Source organism: Sphingomonas sp. BGYR3 (assembly GCF_025153455.1).
In the GTDB taxonomy this organism is placed as follows: domain Bacteria; phylum Pseudomonadota; class Alphaproteobacteria; order Sphingomonadales; family Sphingomonadaceae; genus Sphingomonas.
This window is the reverse complement of sequence record NZ_JANZNT010000001.1, coordinates 2,174,365-2,193,880: the sequence shown is the minus strand read 5'-3', so window position 1 is coordinate 2,193,880 and position 19,516 is coordinate 2,174,365. Positions and strand designations below refer to the sequence as shown.

The 19,516-nt window shown below is 66.8% G+C and carries 19 protein-coding genes and 1 tRNA gene; 13 read left to right on the top strand and 7 right to left on the bottom strand.

Features of this window, described 5'->3' with window-relative positions:
- Position 1 precedes the first annotated feature (1 nt).
- On the top strand, positions 2–1,612 hold the full coding sequence (locus tag NYR55_RS10390) for a M28 family metallopeptidase (RefSeq protein WP_260021220.1): 1,611 nt from the start codon (positions 2–4) through the stop codon (positions 1,610–1,612).
- A gap of 1 nt (position 1,613) precedes the next feature.
- The gene (locus NYR55_RS10385; RefSeq protein WP_260021218.1) at positions 1,614–2,462 is read left to right on the top strand and encodes an NAD(P)-dependent oxidoreductase; all 849 of its coding nucleotides are present in this window, start codon (positions 1,614–1,616) and stop codon (positions 2,460–2,462) included.
- Here the strand turns inward: NYR55_RS10385 and NYR55_RS10380 are convergent.
- The 4 genes from NYR55_RS10380 to NYR55_RS10365 form a co-directional block, all read right to left on the bottom strand.
- A complete protein-coding gene (locus NYR55_RS10380) occupies positions 2,372–3,292 on the bottom strand; it encodes an EamA family transporter (protein WP_260021216.1) in 921 nt (306 codons plus the stop codon). The two genes, NYR55_RS10385 and NYR55_RS10380, sit on opposite strands and share 91 nt — an antisense overlap.
- A complete protein-coding gene (locus NYR55_RS10375) occupies positions 3,289–4,290 on the bottom strand; it encodes a beta-eliminating lyase-related protein (protein WP_260021215.1) in 1,002 nt (333 codons plus the stop codon). The genes NYR55_RS10380 and NYR55_RS10375 overlap by 4 nt, the downstream gene beginning before the upstream one ends.
- A gap of 77 nt (positions 4,291–4,367) precedes the next feature.
- Positions 4,368–6,488, bottom strand: a complete 2,121-nt coding sequence (locus NYR55_RS10370) for a PBP1A family penicillin-binding protein (protein ID WP_260021213.1) — start codon at positions 6,486–6,488, stop codon at positions 4,368–4,370.
- A gap of 122 nt (positions 6,489–6,610) precedes the next feature.
- The gene (locus tag NYR55_RS10365) at positions 6,611–7,177 is read right to left on the bottom strand and encodes an HNH endonuclease (protein ID WP_260021211.1); all 567 of its coding nucleotides are present in this window, start codon (positions 7,175–7,177) and stop codon (positions 6,611–6,613) included.
- 104 nt (positions 7,178–7,281) lie between these two features.
- Here NYR55_RS10365 and gluQRS point away from each other — a divergent pair, with 104 nt between their 5' ends.
- The 5 genes from gluQRS (at position 7,282) to egtD (ending at position 11,336) form a co-directional block, all read left to right on the top strand.
- A complete protein-coding gene (gluQRS, locus tag NYR55_RS10360; RefSeq protein WP_260021209.1) occupies positions 7,282–8,160 on the top strand; it encodes a tRNA glutamyl-Q(34) synthetase GluQRS in 879 nt (292 codons plus the stop codon).
- 9 nt (positions 8,161–8,169) lie between these two features.
- Entirely contained in the window at positions 8,170–8,397 is a 228-nt protein-coding gene (locus NYR55_RS10355) for a twin transmembrane helix small protein (protein WP_260021208.1), read from the top strand.
- A gap of 22 nt (positions 8,398–8,419) precedes the next feature.
- Positions 8,420–8,998, top strand: a complete 579-nt coding sequence (locus tag NYR55_RS10350) for a cob(I)yrinic acid a,c-diamide adenosyltransferase (protein ID WP_260021207.1) — start codon at positions 8,420–8,422, stop codon at positions 8,996–8,998.
- Positions 8,999–9,079: 81 nt separating this feature from the next.
- Positions 9,080–10,339, top strand: coding sequence for an ergothioneine biosynthesis protein EgtB (gene egtB / locus NYR55_RS10345; RefSeq protein ID WP_260021206.1), 1,260 nt, complete (start codon positions 9,080–9,082; stop codon positions 10,337–10,339).
- A 4-nt stretch (positions 10,340–10,343) separates the two neighbouring features.
- Positions 10,344–11,336, top strand: coding sequence for an L-histidine N(alpha)-methyltransferase (egtD, locus tag NYR55_RS10340; protein WP_260021205.1), 993 nt, complete (start codon positions 10,344–10,346; stop codon positions 11,334–11,336).
- Between the two features lie 33 nt (positions 11,337–11,369).
- Here the strand turns inward: egtD and NYR55_RS10335 are convergent.
- A tRNA-Gln gene (locus NYR55_RS10335) sits at positions 11,370–11,443 on the bottom strand.
- Positions 11,444–11,624: 181 nt separating this feature from the next.
- On the opposite strand from NYR55_RS10335, the gene NYR55_RS10330 reads away from it, so the two are divergent.
- Both NYR55_RS10330 and NYR55_RS10325 read left to right on the top strand, forming a co-directional pair.
- A complete protein-coding gene (locus tag NYR55_RS10330; protein ID WP_260021204.1) occupies positions 11,625–12,653 on the top strand; it encodes a Ppx/GppA phosphatase family protein in 1,029 nt (342 codons plus the stop codon).
- Positions 12,650–13,345 (top strand): RlmE family RNA methyltransferase, encoded by a 696-nt coding sequence (locus tag NYR55_RS10325; protein WP_260021203.1) that lies wholly within the window; start codon positions 12,650–12,652, stop codon positions 13,343–13,345. The genes NYR55_RS10330 and NYR55_RS10325 overlap by 4 nt, the downstream gene beginning before the upstream one ends.
- 93 nt (positions 13,346–13,438) lie before the next feature.
- Here the strand turns inward: NYR55_RS10325 and rpoZ are convergent, their stop codons facing one another.
- Positions 13,439–13,783 carry a DNA-directed RNA polymerase subunit omega gene (gene rpoZ, locus NYR55_RS10320; RefSeq protein WP_260021201.1) on the bottom strand — a complete coding sequence of 115 codons (345 nt, stop codon included), beginning with the start codon at positions 13,781–13,783 and terminating at the stop codon, positions 13,439–13,441.
- A gap of 204 nt (positions 13,784–13,987) precedes the next feature.
- The gene (locus NYR55_RS10315; RefSeq protein WP_260021199.1) at positions 13,988–14,134 is read right to left on the bottom strand and encodes a hypothetical protein; all 147 of its coding nucleotides are present in this window, start codon (positions 14,132–14,134) and stop codon (positions 13,988–13,990) included.
- A 27-nt stretch (positions 14,135–14,161) separates the two neighbouring features.
- On the opposite strand from NYR55_RS10315, the gene NYR55_RS10310 reads away from it, so the two are divergent.
- The 4 genes from NYR55_RS10310 (at position 14,162) to NYR55_RS10295 (ending at position 19,513) form a co-directional block, all read left to right on the top strand.
- Positions 14,162–15,181: a 2OG-Fe(II) oxygenase family protein gene (locus NYR55_RS10310; protein WP_260021197.1), complete on the top strand. Its 1,020-nt coding sequence runs from the start codon at positions 14,162–14,164 to the stop codon at positions 15,179–15,181.
- Between the two features lie 204 nt (positions 15,182–15,385).
- Positions 15,386–16,741, top strand: a complete 1,356-nt coding sequence (locus NYR55_RS10305) for a DEAD/DEAH box helicase (protein ID WP_260021196.1) — start codon at positions 15,386–15,388, stop codon at positions 16,739–16,741.
- A 91-nt stretch (positions 16,742–16,832) separates the two neighbouring features.
- A complete protein-coding gene (locus NYR55_RS10300) occupies positions 16,833–17,231 on the top strand; it encodes a Dabb family protein (protein WP_260021195.1) in 399 nt (132 codons plus the stop codon).
- Positions 17,232–17,344: 113 nt separating this feature from the next.
- On the top strand, positions 17,345–19,513 hold the full coding sequence (locus tag NYR55_RS10295; protein WP_260021194.1) for a sodium-translocating pyrophosphatase: 2,169 nt from the start codon (positions 17,345–17,347) through the stop codon (positions 19,511–19,513).
- Positions 19,514–19,516: the final 3 nt, after the last annotated feature.

Sequence of the window (19,516 nt, the reverse complement as noted above, 5' to 3'; positions counted from 1 at the left end):
GATGCGTCTGAACCTGTTGCTGGCCGGGGCGGCGATCGCGGTGATCGCCACCACCCCTGCCCGATCCGCCCCCGATCCCGCGCAGGAATCGCAACTGCGCGGCCATGTCACCTTCCTGGCCGACGACGCCCTGCGCGGGCGTGAGGCGGGGACCCCGGATTACGACGTCGCCGCCGCCTATGTGGCGGCCCAGATGCTGGCCATCGGGCTGGAACCTGCGGGGGCGGACGGCAACTGGTATCAACCCGTGCCACTGGTGACTGCCAGCGCGGCCGCCGAACCGGAAATGACGCTGACGCGCGGCGGCACTGCGACGCCGCTTGCGTTCGGCACGGACTTTACCCTGCGCGCTGTCGCCGGGCCGGAACGGGTGCAGGTTTCGGCACCTGTCGTCTTTGCCGGATACGGCATCAGCGATCCGGCAATCGGACGCGACGATTATGCCGGGCTGGACGTGCGCGGCAAGATCGTCGCGATCCTCTATTCCGGGCCAAAGGGGCTGAACAGCGAGATCAGCGCCCATCTGGGCAGCCGGGCCGACCGCGCGGTAACGGCGGGGCGCAAGGGCGCGGCCGGCATCCTCTATCTGATGACCAGCCAGATCGAGGGGGCCTATCCCTTCGATCAGATGAAGCGGGCATGGCAATCGCGCGCCATGGCCTGGGCCAATGCCGACGGTACCCCGCGCGATCTGGGCGCGCCGGCGCTGGGCGTCGTCAGCTTTGCCGGGGCGGACAAGCTGTTCGGGGCAAAACGATGGGCGGCGATCCGCGCTGCCGACGATGCGGGCAAGCCGCTGCCGCATCGCGGCCCACTGGACGCGGCGATCGCCACCGATCAACGCTTCACGGTGGAGCGCACGACCAGCCCCAATGTCGTCGGCCGCATTCCGGGCAGCGATCCGTCGCTGGCAGCGGAAGCCGTCGTCCTGACCGCGCATCTCGACCACGTCGGGACCAGGGCGACGGGCGAGGGCGACCGGATCAGCAATGGCGCGATGGACAATGCCATCGGCATCGCCGCGATGCTGGAGGTGGCCCGCACCCTGCGCGCATCGCCCACGCCGCCGCGCCGGTCGATCCTGGTCGTCGCCGTCACGGCCGAGGAAAAGGGGCTGATCGGTTCCGATTACTTCGCCCGGTTTCCGACCATCGCCAGGGACCGGATCGTCGCCAACGTCAATCTGGACATGCCGATCCTGACCTATCGCTTTCAGGATCTGGTCGCCTATGGCGCGGACCGGTCCAGCATCGGGGCGGCGGTGGACCGGGCGGCGCGCGCCGGCGGCTTTGCGCTGGTGCCCGATCCCGATCCCGGCCAGGCCAGTTTCGTGCGCACCGATCATTACAGCTTCGTCCGGCAGGGCGTGCCGTCGGTTTCGCTGGAACCCGGTCCCGGCGGGGCGGGTCAGGCCGCAACCAAACTGTTCCTGGACGAACATTATCATCAGGTGTCGGACGACATGAAACAGCCGTTCGACTGGACGGCGGCCAGCGCCTTTGTCCGCGTCAACGCCGATATCGCGCTGGATCTCGCCAATGGCGATGCCCGGCCGACCTGGAAAAAGGGGGATTATTTCGGCCTGCTGTACGGGGGGCCGGGGGCGAAGTGACATGCGCCTCTTAATCTTCGGCATGGGCTATACCTCGGCGCGGATCGCCGCACTTGCCTCGACCCATGGCGCGGTGGTGATGGGCACCACGCGCGACGGGCGGGACGGGACGATCCGGTTCGACGATGCCCATGCCGTATCGGCGGCGATGGCAGCGGCGACTCACCTTCTTTCCTCCGTCCCGCCCGATCCGGCGACCGGAGGCGATCCGGTGATCGATCGGTATGGCGATGCGCTGCGGGTGCATGGCGGCTGGCTGGGCTATCTGTCCGCAACCGGCGTTTACGGCGACACCGGCGGGGCGTGGGTCGATGAACGCGCACCCATCGGTGCGGGACGGCGCAGCGCGCGGGCGGCCGCCGATCTGGCGTGGCAGGCGCTGGGGGCCAGCATCTTTCGCCTGCCCGGCATCTATGGCCCCGGCCGTTCGGCCATCGACCGGGTGCGCGAAGGTCGGGCCAACCGGATCGACCTGCCTGGTCAGGTATTCAGCCGCGTCCATGTCGACGATATCGCATCGGGCGTGCTGGCCGGCATGTCGGCGCCTGCCGGCATCTACAACCTGGCCGACGATCATCCGTGCAGCCAGAATGACGTGATCGCCTATGCCTGTCTGCTGACCGGCCTGCCGCTGCCGCCGCTGCTGACGCTGGAACAGGCAAAGCTGTCGCCGATGGCCCGCGATTTCTATGCGGAAAACCGCCGGATCGCCAATGGCCGCGCCCGTCGGGTGCTCGGCTGGCGGCCCGACTATCCCGATTATCGAACGGGCCTGCGCGCCCTTAACGCCACCACCAGCCCGACCAGCACCAGCACGCCGCCCAGCGCGGCCAGCACCGACCAGCGATAGCCTTCGAACAGCGTCGACAGCAGCATCGCGATGACGGGCACGACCACGCCGTTATAGGCCGCCCGCGCCGGGCCGATCGCCCGGATGACCCCGTAATAGAGGGGAAATGCAATCGCCGAACCGGCAATCCCCAGGAACAGCAGCCCGGCGATATAGCCCGGTCGCCAGTCGAACACCGGCGGCCCGACCAGCGCCAGCGCCGCCAGCGCGTCGATCACCGCACCGATCAGCATCGCATGGCCCAGCATCGTCGCCATGGGATAAGCACGCGCTGTCTGCGTCCCCTGCAGCACATTGGCGCTGGATGCGCTCATCACACCCAACAGGGTGATCCCGATGCCCAGCGCGACATCGCCGGCACCATTGAGATCGGCGCGCAGTTCGTGGATGAACAGCAGCGCGGTGCCCGCCATCGCGATCGCCGATCCGATCAGGAACCCGCGCGTCACCCGCTGGCCCAGAAACCGCCACGACAGGACGGCATTGGGCACGATCAGCAGCGCAAAGACGACCGCGACCAGGCCAGAGGTGATGAACCGTTCCGCCTGATAGACGAAGTTGAAATTCAGCACGAACTGGGTGACGCCCAGCATCGCGGCAAAGCGCCAGCCGCGCGCGTCCAGCCGCATCGGCTCCCGCCGGATCGCGGCCCAGGCCAGCATGGCGACCCCGGCAATGGCAAAGCGATAGGCGACCGACCAGTTGGCCGGCACCACGCTCAATTGATCGCGGATGACGATCCAGGTCGATCCCCAGATCAGCGTGACGATGGCAAAGGGGATGAGGACAGAGGCGCGCGACGCCGCGGGGGCAGGGGCGCCGGCGTTCACAGGGCGCGGATCGCGTCGGCCAGCGGCCGCACCGCCGCCGCATCCTGATCCCAGCTGACGACAAGCCGCGCCTCGCCCGGCCCCCAGTCGTAGAAATCGAATCCCTGTCCGCGCAGCGATGCGGCCTCATCCGCCGTCACGCGCAGGAACACCTCATTCGCCTCGACCGGATGGATCAGCCGCGCGCCCGCCGCATCGGCCAGCATCGCCGCGCCCGCATTGGCGGCCCGTGCATTGGCCAGCCACACATCGCCGTCCAGCATCGCCAGCAACTGCGCCGCCAGATACCGGCCCTTGGATTGAAGCTGGCCAGCCCGCTTGCGCCGACGCCGGGCGCCCGCCGCCAGTTCGGGGCGGAAGAACACCAGTGCCTCCGCACTCATCCCGCCGTTTTTGATAAAGCCAAAGCTCAGCGCATCGACGCCCGCCCGCCAGGTAATGTCTGCCGGGGTGCAGCCGCGATTCGCCACCGCATTGGCGAAACGGGCGCCATCCATGTGCAGACCAAGGCCATGGGCACGCGCAACCGCGCCGATCGCCGCCACCTCGTCCGGGGTATAGGACAGGCCCCATTCCGTCGCGTTGGTGATTGAAATGGCATGGGCCTGCACCTGATGCACGTCCGGCCGGATCGCCCCCAGCGCGGCGGTCAGCACATCCGGGGTCAGCTTTGCCCCCCCGCCCTCCAGCGGCATCAGCCGCGCGCCATGGGTGAAAAACTCCGGCGCGCCTGCTTCATCGACGATGATATGCGCCTCGCGGTGGCACAGGATGCCGCCATCGGGCGGGCACATCGCCGCCAGCGCCAGGCAGTTGGCGGCCGTGCCCGTCGCAACCCACAGCACGGCGACTTCCGTTTCGAACAGCGCCGAAAAGCGGGCATCGAGCGCCCCGCTCAGCGCATCCCCGTCATAGGCGGTGTCCTGCCGGTTCGCGCTCAGGATCGCGTCGATCACGGCCGGACAGGCAGGCGCGGCGTTGTCGGAGAAAAAGCGCATGAAGCCCTGCTGCAAAGACCGGTGGGAAGAGTGCGCGCAGCCCTATGCCCCAGCCGGGCCGCCCGTCAATCGCGCGGCTATTCCCCCTCCCCCTGCGGCTCGGGCGGATCTGCCCGGGGCGCGGGCGCGCGGGGGCCGCGCAGGTCAAGCTGGATCGGCGCATCGCGGCGCTGCTGGCGGCGATCCTCCGGCCGGACCAGCTCAACGCCGCCCTCCCGGTCGATGACCACGCTGGTGCCATCGCCCAACTGGGCGTCGAACACCGGTTCACCCTGCTCCGGCTCGCCGCCGTCCTCGCCAACCCCGTCGATCAGATTGCCGAGATCGAGCCCCTCCGTCTCGTTGGTCAGCACCGGCTCATCCTCGGGCAGGTCGATCGCTCGCCGCATCACGTCGCGCCACAGCCGCGCGGGCAGGCCGCCGCCCGACAGACCCGGATTGGGCGTATTATCGTCATTGCCCAGCCACACGCCGACGACGACACCCTCGGCATAGCCGATGAACCAGCCATCGCGGCTGTCCTGCGTCGTGCCCGTCTTGCCATAGACGGGCACGGGCAGCCGGGCGGCACTGCCCGATCCCTTGTCCACCACCGCCCGCAACAGCTGACGCATATCCTCAAGCTCGCGCGAACCGATGCTGCGCCGCCCGCTGGTCAGACGGCTCAGCCAGCTGGAATCGCCGCCCGCATCCTCGGCCAGGCCGCGCGGCTTCACCGGATATTCGCCCGCCGCAATGGCGGCATAGGCGGCGGTCAGTTCCAGCAGCGACACCGATGGCGTACCAAGCGCAATCGTCGCCTCGGCCGGGATGGGCGATGTGACGCCCAGGTCGCGGGCCGCCCGGATCACCGCGCGCGGCCCCACTTCATTGGTCAGCCGGGCGGCAGCGACGTTGCTGGACCAGGCAAAGGCCCCTTCCAGGCTCATGCTGCCGCGATAACGCCCGCCGTCATTCTTGGGGCTCCACCCCGCGATGGTCAGCGGCGTATCCTCCACCCGGTCGCTGGGCCGCATCCCCGAACGCAGCGCCGCCAGATAGACGAACAGCTTGAACGTCGATCCCGGCTGCCGGTTGGCTGCCGTTGCCCGGTTGAACTGGTTCTGCCGGTAATCCTTGCCACCCACCATGGCGATGACCCGCCCGTCGGGCCGCATGGCGACGATCGCCACCTGCGCTTTGGTCAGGCGAGCGGATTTCACCGCGCCCTCGGCCGCCTTCTGCATCCGGGTTTCCAGCGTGGTGCGGATCTGCACGCCGTTTTCGACGCCGCCGGCCCGGTCGCGCGCCTCGGGCAGCACCCAGTCGCTGAAATAGGTGCCGGTCGGCACCGTATCGCTCTTTTCGACGCGCAGGCTGGCGGGGCGCACCGCCTCTGCCGCGTCCTTGGTCAGGAACCCGGCCTCGACCATCGCCTGCACCACCAGCGCCTGCCGCGCCCGTGCGCCGGCAAGGTTGGTCGTGGGGGCCAGCCGCGACGGCGCCTTGACCAGCCCGGCCAGCATCGCCGCCTGCGCCGTGGTCAGGTCCTCTGGCCCCCGGCTGAAATAATGCCGGGCGGCTGCGCGCAGGCCATAGACATTATCGCCGAAATAGACGTTCGACAGATAGCGCGACAGGATCTCGTCCTTGGTCAACCACGCTTCCAGCCAGAAGGCGATCAGCACTTCCCGCGCCTTGCGGGTAAAGGTGCGGTCGGAATTGAGGAAGGCGTTCTTGGCGAGCTGCTGCGTGATCGTGCTGGCACCCTGCGACCGGCCATCGCTGAAGCTGTTGTGGAATACCGCGCGCAGGATGCCGCGCGGATCCACGCCCCAGTGCGAGCGGAACCGGCGATCCTCGATAGCCAGGAACGCCTCGACGACATGGTCGGGCAGCTTGGCCGCATCCACCGGATCCTCGATCCGTGCACCCGATCGGGCGATCGGCGTGCCCTCTGCGGACAGCAATGTGATCGACGGCGGCACGGGCGGTTCCAGCGATTTGGACAGCGGCGCCGTCAGCGCCAGCCAGCCGATCGCCAGGATCAACAGCACCAGAAGGATGCCTGTCACCCGCGAGGCCATCCGCCAGGTTAGCCAGCGCCGCTTCGCAATCGCGGGCAGCGCCGCCTCCGCACCGCTGCGGCCAGCGGGCATGAACTCCGCGCCGGGGGCAAGGGGATCGGGCGTCGGCGCCTTGCGAAACCATTTGAACATGATGTGGTGTTTTACTTATCTAATACGCCGTCGGCAAGCACGGACGGCTAGGCCACGGGCATCGATATCCCCGACACCCTGTCGCTGCAATAAACGATGGCGCAACCGCGGCCATGCGCGGGTCACGCTTCCAGTTCGATGTCCCAGTACAGCCAGTCGTGCCACGTATCGTGCAGGTAATTGGGCGGGAACCGCCGCCCATGTTCCTGCAACTGCCAGTTGGTCGGGCGAATGGGCGCGATGTGCAGCGGCATTGCGGCCTGTTTCGGGGTCCGCCCCCCTTTTTTCAGGTTGCACGGCGCACAGGCGGTGACGACATTTTCCCACGTGGTCCGGCCGCCCTGAGCGCGCGGCACGACATGATCGAACGTCAGGTCGCGCGGGCTGCCGCAATACTGACAGGCGAACTTGTCGCGCAGGAACAGGTTGAACCGCGTGAACGCCGGGAATTGCGACGGTCGCACATATTGCTTCAGCGCGATGACGGACGGCAGCTTGATCCGCGCCGTCGGGCTGCGAATCTCGCGCTCGTAATGGGCGACGATATCGACGCGTTCCAGGAACACGGCCTTGATCGCTGTCTGCCACGGCCAGACGCTCAGCGGATAATAGCTGAGCGGCGTATAGTCCGCATTCAGCACCAGCGCGGGGCACCCGTCGGGATGCCGGATCAGATCGGGATGAAACATCCTGTCTCCCTCACCATGCGCGCCACCCTTTCGCCGGAAAGGATGACGGCACTATGACAGCATGGCCGCTTTGGCGGGGTCAACCCGAATATGTTGAGGAATCTGTGGATAAGTTTGTGGTCACCCGTTTTGCGCCCAGCCCCACCGGGCCGCTGCACCTGGGCCATGCGCTGTCGGCGGTGACGGCGGCACGGCTGGCGGCGGAGGCGGGCGGCCGGTTCCTCGTGCGGATCGAGGATCTGGACGCCGGGCGAAGCCGGCCCGAATTCGTCGATGCGATCTTTGCCGATCTGAACTGGCTGGGCCTGGCATGGGAACGCCCCGTCTGGTTCCAGTCGGAACGGCTGGGTGCCTATGGCGCGGCGCTGGCCCGGCTGCGGGCCGATAAACTGGTCTATCCCTGTTTCTGCACCCGCGCCGACATTGCGCGCGAAGTGGCGGCCAGCCTGTCCGCCCCGCATGGGCCGGATGGTCCGCTTTATCCCGGCACGTGCCGCGCGCTGCCTGATGCGGAACGGCACGCCCACCTTGCCGCGGGCGACGCGCATAGCTGGCGGCTGGACATGGCCGCCGCCATTGCCCGTGCCGGCCCCCTGACGTGGCGCGATGCTCGAACAGGCCGGGTCGACGCCCGACCCGACCTGTTCGGCGACGTCGTGCTGGCGCGAAAGGATGCGCCGGCCAGCTATCACCTGGCGGTAACGGTGGATGACGCGGCACAGGGGGTAACGTTGGTGGTGCGCGGAGAGGACCTGTTTCACGCCACCCATGTCCACCGCCTGCTGCAATCGCTGCTCGGCCTGGCCGTGCCGGATTATCATCATCACGCCCTGATCGGGGATGCGGACGGGCGCCGGCTGGCCAAGCGGGACCGGGCGGCATCGCTGGCCGATCTGCGCGCGGCCGGCATGGATGGCACGGCGTTGGCCGACGGGCTGCGACAGGGGCAACTGCCGCTTGGATTTCGCCTGGTCGCACCTTAGATAAGCATCATGCAGACCTTCCTCATCATCCTGCTCGTCGCCGCCATGATCGCCACGCTGGTGGCGCTGATCCGCGGCATCATCGCATTCCTGCAGACCACGGAAGCGGAGCTGAAGGGGGAGGGTCCTGCCACATCCAGCGTCAAATCGAACAAGATGATGCAGGCGCGCGTGATGTTTCAGGCGCTGGCCATCCTGATCGTCGTCGTGATCCTGTTCGCCGCCGGGCGCACCTGATACGCGCTTCGGGGGCATCGACATGGTCAAGCTGAACCGCATCTATACCCGCACCGGCGATGACGGCACGACCGGGCTGGTCGATGGTTCGCGGGTCGCCAAGCATGATCCGCGCCTTCACGCGATCGGCGAGGTGGACGAGGCAAACAGCGCGGTCGGCGTCGCTCTGGCCGCACCCGGCCTGTCCGCCCCGGTTCAGGCGATGCTGACCCGAATTCAGAACGACCTGTTCGATCTGGGTGCCGATCTTGCCACACCGATTGTCGCCGATGAGGCGCCATCGGCTGCGCTGCGGATCGTGCCGGAACAGGTATCGTGGATCGAGGACAGGATCGACCGGCTGAACGACGATCTGGCCCCGCTGACCAGCTTCATCCTGCCCGGCGGCACCCCTGCTGCGGCGGCATTGCACCTGGCGCGCGCGATTTCGCGCCGGGCCGAACGCGCGGCCGTTGCCGCCGCAGCCGACTGCGCGATTAATCCTGATGCGCTCCGTTACCTGAACCGGCTGTCGGACTTGCTTTTTGTTCTGTGCCGGACAGTGAACCAAAACGGGTCCGGCGACGTTCTATGGCAACCAGGGGCATCGCGGGCGACCTGACGACCGGCCGCATCACCTCCCGATGCCGGCCGTAACGCTGCGGCCGGCACGAACGAACCCCAGCCGTCAGGGGGAATGCCGATGCGCGACGAACGGGCGGTCAAGAGCAACGATCGGGATCTGACCGATCACTATCTTCAGGTTCGCCGGTTGAGCGAGGCGCTGGTCGAACGCCTCAGCGATGCGGACGCCACCGTTCAGTCGATGGACGATGCCAGCCCCGCCAAATGGCATCTGGCGCATACGACATGGTTTTTCGAAACATTCATCCTGCGCGATCACCTGCCTGGCTATCGCCTGTACGACGATCGCCTGCCCTATCTGTTCAACAGCTATTACGAGGCGGAGGGCCAGCGGCACGCCCGGCCCCGGCGCGGCATGGTCACGCGCCCGACACTGGATCAGGTCATCGAATGGCGCCGCGCCGTCGATGCCGCGCTGGCCGATGCGCTGCCCATGTTGTCCGACGAGGCACGGGCACTGATCGAACTCGGCTGTCATCACGAACAGCAGCACCAGGAGCTGTTGCTGACCGATATCCTCCACCTGTTCGCGCAAAATCCGCTGGAACCGGCGATCTGGCCCGGTGAGCCGAAACAGCCCGTGGCCATGCCCGACCCGGTCCGCTGGATCGAGGGTGCATCCGGCCCGATCGACATCGGCCATGACGGCACCGGATTTGGCTTCGACTGCGAAGGGCCGCGCCATGCCGCCCTGCTGGCGCCCCATGCTCTGGCCGACCGCACGGTCACCAATGGCGAATGGGCAGATTTCATCGCCGATGGCGGCTATGCAACGCCGCGCTGGTGGCTGTCCGATGGCTGGGCTTGGGTGCAGGCTGAACGGATCGAAGGCCCCCTCTACTGGCGGCGCGACGGGCGGACCTGGACCCGGTTCGGTCTGGACGGCCGCCGTCCGCTCGATCCCGCAGCGCCGGTCACGCATATCAGCTTTTACGAAGCGGACTCCTATGCCGCATGGGCGGGCGCACGCCTGCCAACCGAGTTCGAATGGGAAGCCGCTGCCGCGCGCCACGATCCCCATGCGGGCAATTTCCTGGACCGGGCCGGACCGGTCGAACCGCGCCCGGCACGCGGAGGACCTGCCTTTTTCGGCGATGTCTGGGAATGGACCGGCAGCGCCTATCGCCCCTATCCCGGCTTTCGCACGGCCGAGGGGGCCGTCGGCGAATATAATGGTAAGTTCATGAGCGGGCAGTTCGTCCTGCGCGGCGGCAGCTGCGCAAGCCCACGCGGCCATGTCCGGGCAAGCTATCGCAACTTCTTTCATCCGCATCAGCGTTGGCAGTTCACTGGCCTCCGCCTTGCAAAGGACCTGTAAGCGCATGTGGACCGATCAGGATCAGGCAGTCGCCACCCCCGCCATCTCGACGCTGGACGCCGATCCGGCCTTCCTCGCCGATGTGCTGGCGGGCCTTGCCGCCAGTCCAAAGGCGATACCGGCGCGCTGGTTCTATGACCGGCGCGGCTCGGAACTGTTCGAGGCGATTACGGCCCTGCCCGAATATTATCCCACCCGCACCGAAGCTGCCCTGCTGGAACGCGCGGGCGATGACCTTGCGGGTCTATGCGATCCTGGCTGCGCGGTAATCGAATTTGGCTCCGGCTCGTCCGCCAAGACGCCGACCCTGCTGCGCCATATCGAACCGGCCGCTTATGTGCCGATCGACATTTCCGGCGATTTCCTGCGCGAATCGGCGCGCGGCATTGCTTCTGCCTTTCCGGGCATGGCGGTGTTTCCGGTCGAGGCAAACTTCATGGCCCCCGTGCCGCTGCCTTCCGCCGTGCAGGGCAGGCCGAAATTGGGGTTTTTCCCCGGTTCCACGATCGGCAATCTGACCCCGCTGGCCGCCACCGACCTGCTGCGCACCATGCGCCAGTCGCTGGGCGACGGTGCGCGGCTGCTGATCGGGATCGACCGGATCAAGGACGAATCGGTCCTTGTCCCCGCATATGACGATGCCGCAGGCGTCACGGCCGACTTCAACCTCAACCTGCTGACGCGCATCAACCGGGAACTGGACGGCACGCTGCCCGTCGACCGGTTCCGCCACCGGGCGATCTGGAACGATTCGCTGGCCCGCATCGAAATGCATCTGGAGGCGCTGGACGATCTGGCGTTCCACGTCGCCGGCCGCCGGTTCACGATGAAGGCGGGTGAGACGATCCACACGGAAAACAGCCACAAATACGGCGCGCGCGATGCCCGCACCTTGTTACTGGCCGGCGGCTGGACGCCGATGGCCGAATGGCAGGACGATCGCGGCTGGTTCGGCCTGATCCTGGCCGAGGCGCGGCCGCACCCGATGGCCCCTTAAGGCCGGATGGGCTTGTGCTGACGATGGGGGAAATGGATGCCCGACAAGGATTCGAACCTTGATTGACGGAGTCAGAGTCCGCTCTCTTACCATTAGAGGATCGGGCAATGGTGTGGGGCAGATAGGTTCAGCGTTCCAGCCTGTCAACGCCTTCCCGGCCCGCATCTGCCCGGCTTGCCGCCCTGTGCCGGCTTCGCTACCCTGATAACCAAGCACCGAACGGCGTGTCGCCGCGACGGAAGAACGATAAGCGAGTGGGTTTACATGGGGGATCAAAGTGCCCCGGAGATGGCGACGCGTCGGCGCCCGCCCGGGCCGCGCAATGCCGGCAAAGCGCGTGGTCGGGGCGGCCAGCCCCGGCTGTATGCCGCGCTTGACCTTGGCACCAACAACTGTCGCCTGTTGATCGCCCGCCCGCAGGGCGACGGGTTTGCCGTTGTCGACGCCTTTTCCCGGATCGTCCGGCTGGGCGAGGGACTGGCGGCGAGCGGCCGCCTGTCCGATGCCGCGATCGAACGCACAATCGCCGCGCTGCGCGTCTGCGCGGACAAGCTGAAACGGCGTCAGGTCACGCTGGCCCGATCCGTCGCGACCGAGGCGTGCCGCCGCGCCAGCAATGGCAGCGAGTTCATCGCCCGGGTCCGCGCCGAAACCGGCATCCGGCTGGACATTATCTCTGCCGAGGAAGAGGCGCGGCTGGCAGTGCTTGGCTGCCATGCGCTGCTGGAACCGGGTGACGGCCCGGCGCTGGTGTTCGACATTGGCGGCGGATCGACCGAACTGGTGCTGATCGACGCGACGGAACCGGTGCCCCGCGTGCTTGACTGGCATTCCGCCCCCTGGGGCGTGGTGTCGCTGACTGAGGCGCATGGCGAGCGGGCGGGCGGCGGGCACCGCGCAGCCTATGACCGGATGTACGCGGTTGCGACGGAAAGCTTCGACGCTTTTGCCCGGCGGCTGGCGGAACGCGGGATGCCGCCCGGCGACACCGATGTCCGGCTGCTCGGCACCAGCGGCACCGTGACCACACTGGCCAGCGTGCATCTGGGCCTTGCCGCCTATGACCGGGCGCAGGTCGATGGCCTGATCGTGCCTGCGCCCGCCATGCGCGGGATCAGCGCGCGATTGGCCGACATGGACATGGCAGCGCGCGCGACCGTTCCCTGCATCGGACAGGAACGGGCCGATCTGGTCGTGGCGGGCTGTGCGATCCTTGAGGCGATCCTGGACTTGTGGCCCGCGCCCCGACTGGGCATTGCCGATCGCGGTATCCGCGAGGGCATCTTGCGGCGATTGATGGATGGAGACCGGGCATGAGCCGCGGGGGATCACGGGGCGGTCATCAGCGGGTCCGCACCGCGCGCGGGCGGTCGGCCCAGTCGACGCGCTGGCTGGAACGGCAGCTCAACGACCCGTATGTGCGCCGCGCCAAGGCAGAGGGCTATCGCAGCCGCGCCGCCTACAAGCTGATCGAGCTGGATGAAAAGTTCGATTTCCTGAAGGGCGCGCGCCGCGTCGTCGACCTTGGCATCGCGCCGGGCGGCTGGACTCAGGTCGTGCGCCGACGCCTGCCAAAGGCCGCCGTGGTCGGCATCGACTTGCTGCCCGTCGATCCGATCGACGGCGCGGTCATCCTGCAGATGGATTTCATGGACGATGCCGCGCCCGACCGGCTGGTCGAATCGCTGGGCGGCGCGCCCGATCTGATCGTGTCCGACATGGCGGCGAACACCGTCGGCCATCCGCAGACGGATGCGCTGCGCACTATGGCGCTGGTCGAGGCGGCGGCCGATTTCGCGATCCGCACGCTGGAACCGGGCGGCGCGTTCATTGCCAAGGTGTTTGCGGGCGGCGCCGATTCGTCGCTGGTTGCCGAAATGAAGCGCAATTTCGCCACGGTGAAACACGCCAAGCCCCCGGCCAGCCGCAAGGGGTCGGTCGAATGGTATCTGGTGGCACAGGGGTTCAAGGGCCGGACAGAAGCCGGGGACGGTCCGGCGGAGGACTGACGCCGCCACGCGACCGAGCCCCCGCGCCGCCCGGCCAACAAAAAACCCCCGCCGGGGCGGGGGTTCTTCGCGTCTCGATCCGAAGGACGGCAATCAGCCGTCGTAATCGCCGCCGACATTCTGGTTGCGCGCCGGGGCAGCGGCGGTCAGGCGCAGCGCCTCTGCCGTGCTGGCCAGGTTGCCGATTTCGTCCGGCGCTTCCTCATCGTCGATCTGCACGCGCTGCAGCGAACCGACCAGTGCATCTTCCAGATGATCCGGACGCACCGTCTCCTCGGCAATTTCACGCAGGGCAACGACCGGGTTTTTATCGCGGTCGCGATCCAGGGTCAGCTCCGCACCGCCCGAAATCTGGCGGGCGCGCTGAGCGGCCAGCAGCACCAGATCGAACCGGTTCGGAACCTTGTCGACGCAATCTTCGACGGTAACGCGCGCCATTCAACGCTTCCTTTAATGCGACTGATGTCTTGGAGATGTCACGGTATAGGTGTGCATGACCGAAAAAGTCAATGTTTGCGGATTCGAACTAACGGCTCTTGCCCTGCGCCAGGTTCGGGCCTTCTTTGGACAGCCATGACAGGACCGGACATCAAAGCCGCAGCGCTGACCGCCTATCGCCGCGGCGATCCCGCTGCGGCGACCCTACTGCGCGATGCGGTGCTCAGTGATCCGCATGACGGCGCAATCCTGATCGCCGATGCTGTCCTTGCCGTTCAATCGCGCCGGCCGGGTCCCCTCGCCCGGCTGGATGCCATGCTGGAACTGGCGCCCGACTGGATCGACGGGCATGTAGCGCGCGCCGAACTCGCATGGGCAATGGGCGACCGGCATGGCTGGCTCGACAAGATCGAGGGTGCACTGATCCGTCTACCCCGACATGGCGCGCTCTGGGTGCGCCTGATGAGCCTGCTTGCAGGCACGGGTCAGTCCGGCAGAGCTGCCGACATCGCGGCCAGGCTTCGCCGCGAAGGGGGCGACGCACCTGCCCTGCGCTTGATCGAGGCTCGGCATGCCGGAACCGAAGGGCAGTCGGAACGGGCCGGCGCCCTGCTAGCCAGCATTCCGCCCGACATGCCGGAATCGTGGGTCGATCGGGGCCGTCACGCCCTTCGTCTGGGCCATCCCGAACATGCGGATTTCTGGCTGGCGCGTGCCCGTGAAGTCATCGATGGCGATCCGGCAGCTTGGGCGCTGACTGAATTGGTCTGGCGGGCTACGGGCGATGCGCGGCATCGCTGGCTGCTCGATCCCGAAACCATGATCCGCCGAGTGTCGATCCTGACGGATCATCGCGAGCTGGACCGGCTCGGCATGGTGTTACGAGCGATCCATCGCAACGCCCTGCCGCCGATCGGCCAGAGCGTCCGATCAGGGACGCAGACCCGCGGCTCGCTTGCCGACCGGGGCGAACAGGAAATCGGCGACCTTTTCCGCGATATGACATCGGGTCTCGACGATTTCAGGCGCAATTTGCGCCCCGCCGATCCATCGCATCCGATCCTGCGCCATCGCAACCGTCCATGGAAGATTGCGGCCAGCTGGTCGATCCGGCTCACGGACGGCGGCTACCATGTCAGCCACCTTCACAACCACGGTATCTTGAGTTCAGCGCTTCATGTCGCCGTCCCGCAACCCCAATGTGACAAGCAGCAGGAGGGCTGGCTGGAGCTTGGCCGACCACCCGCCGGCATTGATCTTGCCCTCGGGCCGATCGCGACCGTCAAGCCGGAACCGGGCACGCTGATCCTGTTTCCAAGCTTTCTTTATCATGGAACGCGACCGTTTCCGTCGGGTGAGCGTCTGACTGTCGCCATAGACGTCGCACCGTCCAATTGACTTCAGGCGGTTTTGCTGCCATGTCCTCGTGCGCAGCGCGGACTTTTTGCAGCGTGATCGGGTGGCATCAAACCATCCAGGCTCCACCGCACTGTTCACCGGCTTCCCATATCACGCGGGTTGTCACGTTGTTGACACCCAGCCCTTCGCTCCGCGTGCGTCCTTTTGCATCCGGGTGAAGAAGCCGATTATTCAAGGATTCCCATGACATTTCAATCGCTCGGGCTTTCGCGGTCCGTTCTCGACGCGCTTGCGCAGAAGAATTACGACACCCCGACCCCGATCCAGCAACAGGCCATTCCGGCCCTGCTCGATGGCAACGACCTGCTCGGCATCGCACAGACCGGCACCGGCAAGACGGCGGCCTTCATGCTGCCGTCGATCGACAATCTGGTTAAGGCGAATATCCGCCGCAAGCCGATGCGCTGCCGGATGCTGGTCCTTGCGCCGACCCGCGAACTGGCCAGCCAGATCGCCGACAGCGCCCGCGCCTATGCCAAGCATACCAAGCTGACCGTTGCCACCGTGTTCGGCGGCGTGCCGATCGGCCGCAACCGCCGCGATACCGCGGCCGGTGTCGACATCCTGGTCGCAACGCCGGGCCGCCTGATGGACCTGATCGATCAGCGGTGCATGAGCCTGGCCGATCTCGAAATCCTCGTCCTGGACGAGGCGGATCAGATGCTCGACCTGGGCTTCATCCACACGCTGAAGCGCATCATCAAGATGCTGCCGGTCGATCGCCAGTCGCTGTTCTTTTCGGCCACCATGCCGAAGGAGATCAAGGCGTTGGCCGACGGCTTCCTGACCGATCCGGTCACGGTTCAGGTGACGCCCGTCGCCTCTACCGCCGAGCGCGTCGAACAGTTCGTCACCTTCGTCAATCAGCAGGAAAAGCAGGCACTGCTCACCCTGTTCTTTCAGAAGAACGAGATTGATCGCGCGCTGGTGTTCACCCGCACCAAGCATGGCGCCGACCGCGTCGTGAAGCTGCTGGCATCGAACGGCATCGTTTCGCACGCCATCCATGGCAACAAGAGCCAGCCGCAGCGGGAAAAGGCGCTGGCCGATTTCCGCGCCGGCCGGGTCAAGATCCTGATCGCCACCGATATCGCGGCGCGCGGCATCGACGTGTCCGGGGTCAGCCATGTCATCAATTTCGAACTGCCCAACGTGGCCGAACAATATGTCCACCGCATCGGGCGCACCGCGCGTGCCGGGGCGGACGGCGTGGCGTTCAGCTTCGTCGCGGATGATGAAAAGGCGTATCTGCGCGGTATCGAGAAGCTGACCCGTCAGAAGATCGAAATCGTACCGCTGCCCGCCAATTTCATGGCCGAGGTGGAGCGGATCAAGTCGAGCCGCGTCGGGCCGGTTCCGGCGGAACGCCCCGATCGCCCCATGCGTCCGCGCCAGGAACAGGGGCCGCGCCGTCCGCGCGCGACCCACGCCGCGCGGCCGGCGGGTTCAAAGCCTGCCGGGGACAATCGCGGCGGTCGCCCCGGCGGCAATCGCCGTCGTGGCGGCGGCGGCGGCCGTCCGCAGCGCGCCCAGGGCTGATCCAGCAGACGGCCGGCGCCGGTGACGGCGCTGGCTATCGGGACAGGGGGGATGCTATGCAAGCGCTCACATCCGAATGATGGAGCGTTTCATGGCCAAATCCCCCCTGCCCGGCGTCGCCGCCCTGGCTGCTGCCACCCTGTTTCCCGCCGCAGCATCGGCGGACGCACCGGCGCAGGCGCCGTTCATCCATCATGTCTATTTCTGGCTGAACAATCCCGACAGTGCCGAGGACAAGGCAAAGCTGGTCGCCGGTCTGCGCAAGATGACGGGCATCGCCACGATCAAGAGCTGGCAGATCGGCCAGCCCGCCGGCACGCCGCGCGACGTCGTCGACAACAGCTATCAGGTCAGCTGGACCGTCAGCTTTGCCAGCGCCGCGGATCAGGACGCCTATCAGGTCGATCCGGTCCATCTTCAGTTCGTGAAGGACAATGCCGCGCTGTGGCGCAAGGTCGTCGTGTACGACACCGTCCCTGCGGCGGAATAACCCCCCAAAAACCCCAGCTTGCGCGCCACTGACGTCGGCCTATACCTTTTCCCTTCCTGGCCCTGCACGGACCGACAGAGTCCGGCAGGCCGGACAGCAGGGGAAGGATGCCAATGACAATCGTGACGATTGCCCTGACGTGCGGCGTCATTGCCGTACTCTATGGGGTTTTGACCAGCCAGCAGGTGCTCAGGGCATCGGCGGGCAACGAAAAGATGCGCGATATCGCCGCCGCCATTCAGGAGGGGGCACAGGCTTATCTGGGCCGGCAATATCGAACCATTGCCATCGTCGGCGTGATCGTCGCGGTGATCCTTGTTCCGGCTCTCGGGCCGCTTTCCGCCATCGGCTTTGTCATCGGCGCGGTCCTGTCGGGCGTGGCGGGCTATGTCGGCATGAACATCTCGGTCCGCGCCAATGTCCGCACGGCAGAGGCGGCGCGCAGCAGCCTTCAGGGCGGGTTGACACTCGCCTTCCGCTCCGGCGCGATTACGGGGATGCTGGTCGCGGGGCTGGGGCTGCTGTCGATAACTGGCATCTTCTGGTATCTGACCGGCCCCGGCGGCCATGCGCCCAATGACCGCGAGATCATCGAGGCGCTGACCGCGCTCGCCTTTGGCGCATCGCTCATCTCGATCTTCGCCCGGCTGGGCGGCGGCATCTTTACCAAGGCCGCCGATGTCGGCGCCGATCTGGTCGGCAAGGTGGAGGCGGGCATCCCGGAGGACGATCCCCGCAACCCCGCCGTCATCGCGGACAATGTGGGCGACAATGTCGGCGACTGCGCCGGCATGGCGGCCGATCTGTTCGAAACCTATGTCGTCACCCTTGGCCTGACCATGGTGTCGATCGCGCTGCTGGTCACCGGCAGCGATGCAGAGCTGACGGCGCTGATGAGCCTGCCGCTCGGCGTGGGCGGGGTGTGCATCATCACCTCGATCATCGGCACCTATGCCGTCCGGCTGGGTGGCGGCACCAACATCATGGGCGCGCTGTACAAGGGGTTCTGGACCACCGCGATCCTGGCCGTCCCGGCGATCTGGTGGATCACCAGCTATGCGCTGGGCGACCTTAGCGCCACGATCGGCAGCGCCGGGTTCCTGGATGCGGCCAGCGACACGCTGTCGTCCGAACCGCTGGGCACCAGCGTCGCGGATGCGGGCGCCAGCTTCACCGGATGGGACCTGTTCTGGTGCATGATGATCGGGCTGGCCGTCACCGGCCTGCTCGTCTGGATCACCGAATATTATACCGGGACCAATTTCCGCCCGGTCAAATCCATCGCCCATGCCAGCCAGACCGGCCATGGCACCAACGTCATTCAGGGGCTGGCGATCAGCCTTGAATCGACCGCGTTGCCGACGCTCGTCATCGTGGTGGCAGTCATCGCCACCTATCAGCTGGCCGGGATCATCGGCGTCGCCTTTGCCGCCACCTCGCTGCTGGCGCTGGCCGGCATGGTCGTCGCGCTCGATGCCTATGGCCCCGTCACCGACAATGCCGGCGGCATTGCCGAAATGGCCGGCCTCGACGACAGCGTTCGGGAAAGAACCGACGCGCTGGACGCGGTCGGCAACACGACCAAGGCGGTGACCAAGGGCTATGCCATCGGCTCCGCCGCGCTTGCCGCGCTGGTGCTGTTCGGTGCCTATACCGAGGATCTGAAACGATACTTCAGCGGTGTCGAGGTCGATTTCAGCCTGTCCAACCCGTATGTCATCGTCGGGCTGCTGCTCGGCGCGCTGCTGCCCTATCTGTTCGGGGCGTTCGGCATGACGGCGGTGGGCCGCGCGGCAGGCAGCGTGGTCGAGGATGTGCGGGATCAGTTCGCCAGGGACCCAGGCATCATGGCGGGGACCAGCCGGCCCAATTATGCCCGCACGGTCGATATCGTGACGCGCGCGGCAATCAAGGAGATGATCGTCCCGTCGCTGCTGCCCGTCCTGTCCCCGATCGCGGTCTATTTCATCATTACCGCCGTCGCCGGACAGGCCAATGGCTTTGCCTCGCTGGGCGCGATGCTGCTGGGCGTCATCGTGTCCGGCCTGTTCGTCGCGATATCGATGACCAGCGGCGGCGGGGCATGGGACAATGCCAAGAAATATATCGAGGACGGCCATTATGGCGGCAAGGGTTCCGAAGCGCACAAGGCAGCGGTGACCGGCGACACGGTGGGCGATCCGTACAAGGATACGGCAGGCCCGGCGGTCAATCCGATGATCAAGATCACCAATATCGTCGCCCTGCTGCTGCTGGCGGCACTGGCGGGCGGCGGCGCCTGAGGG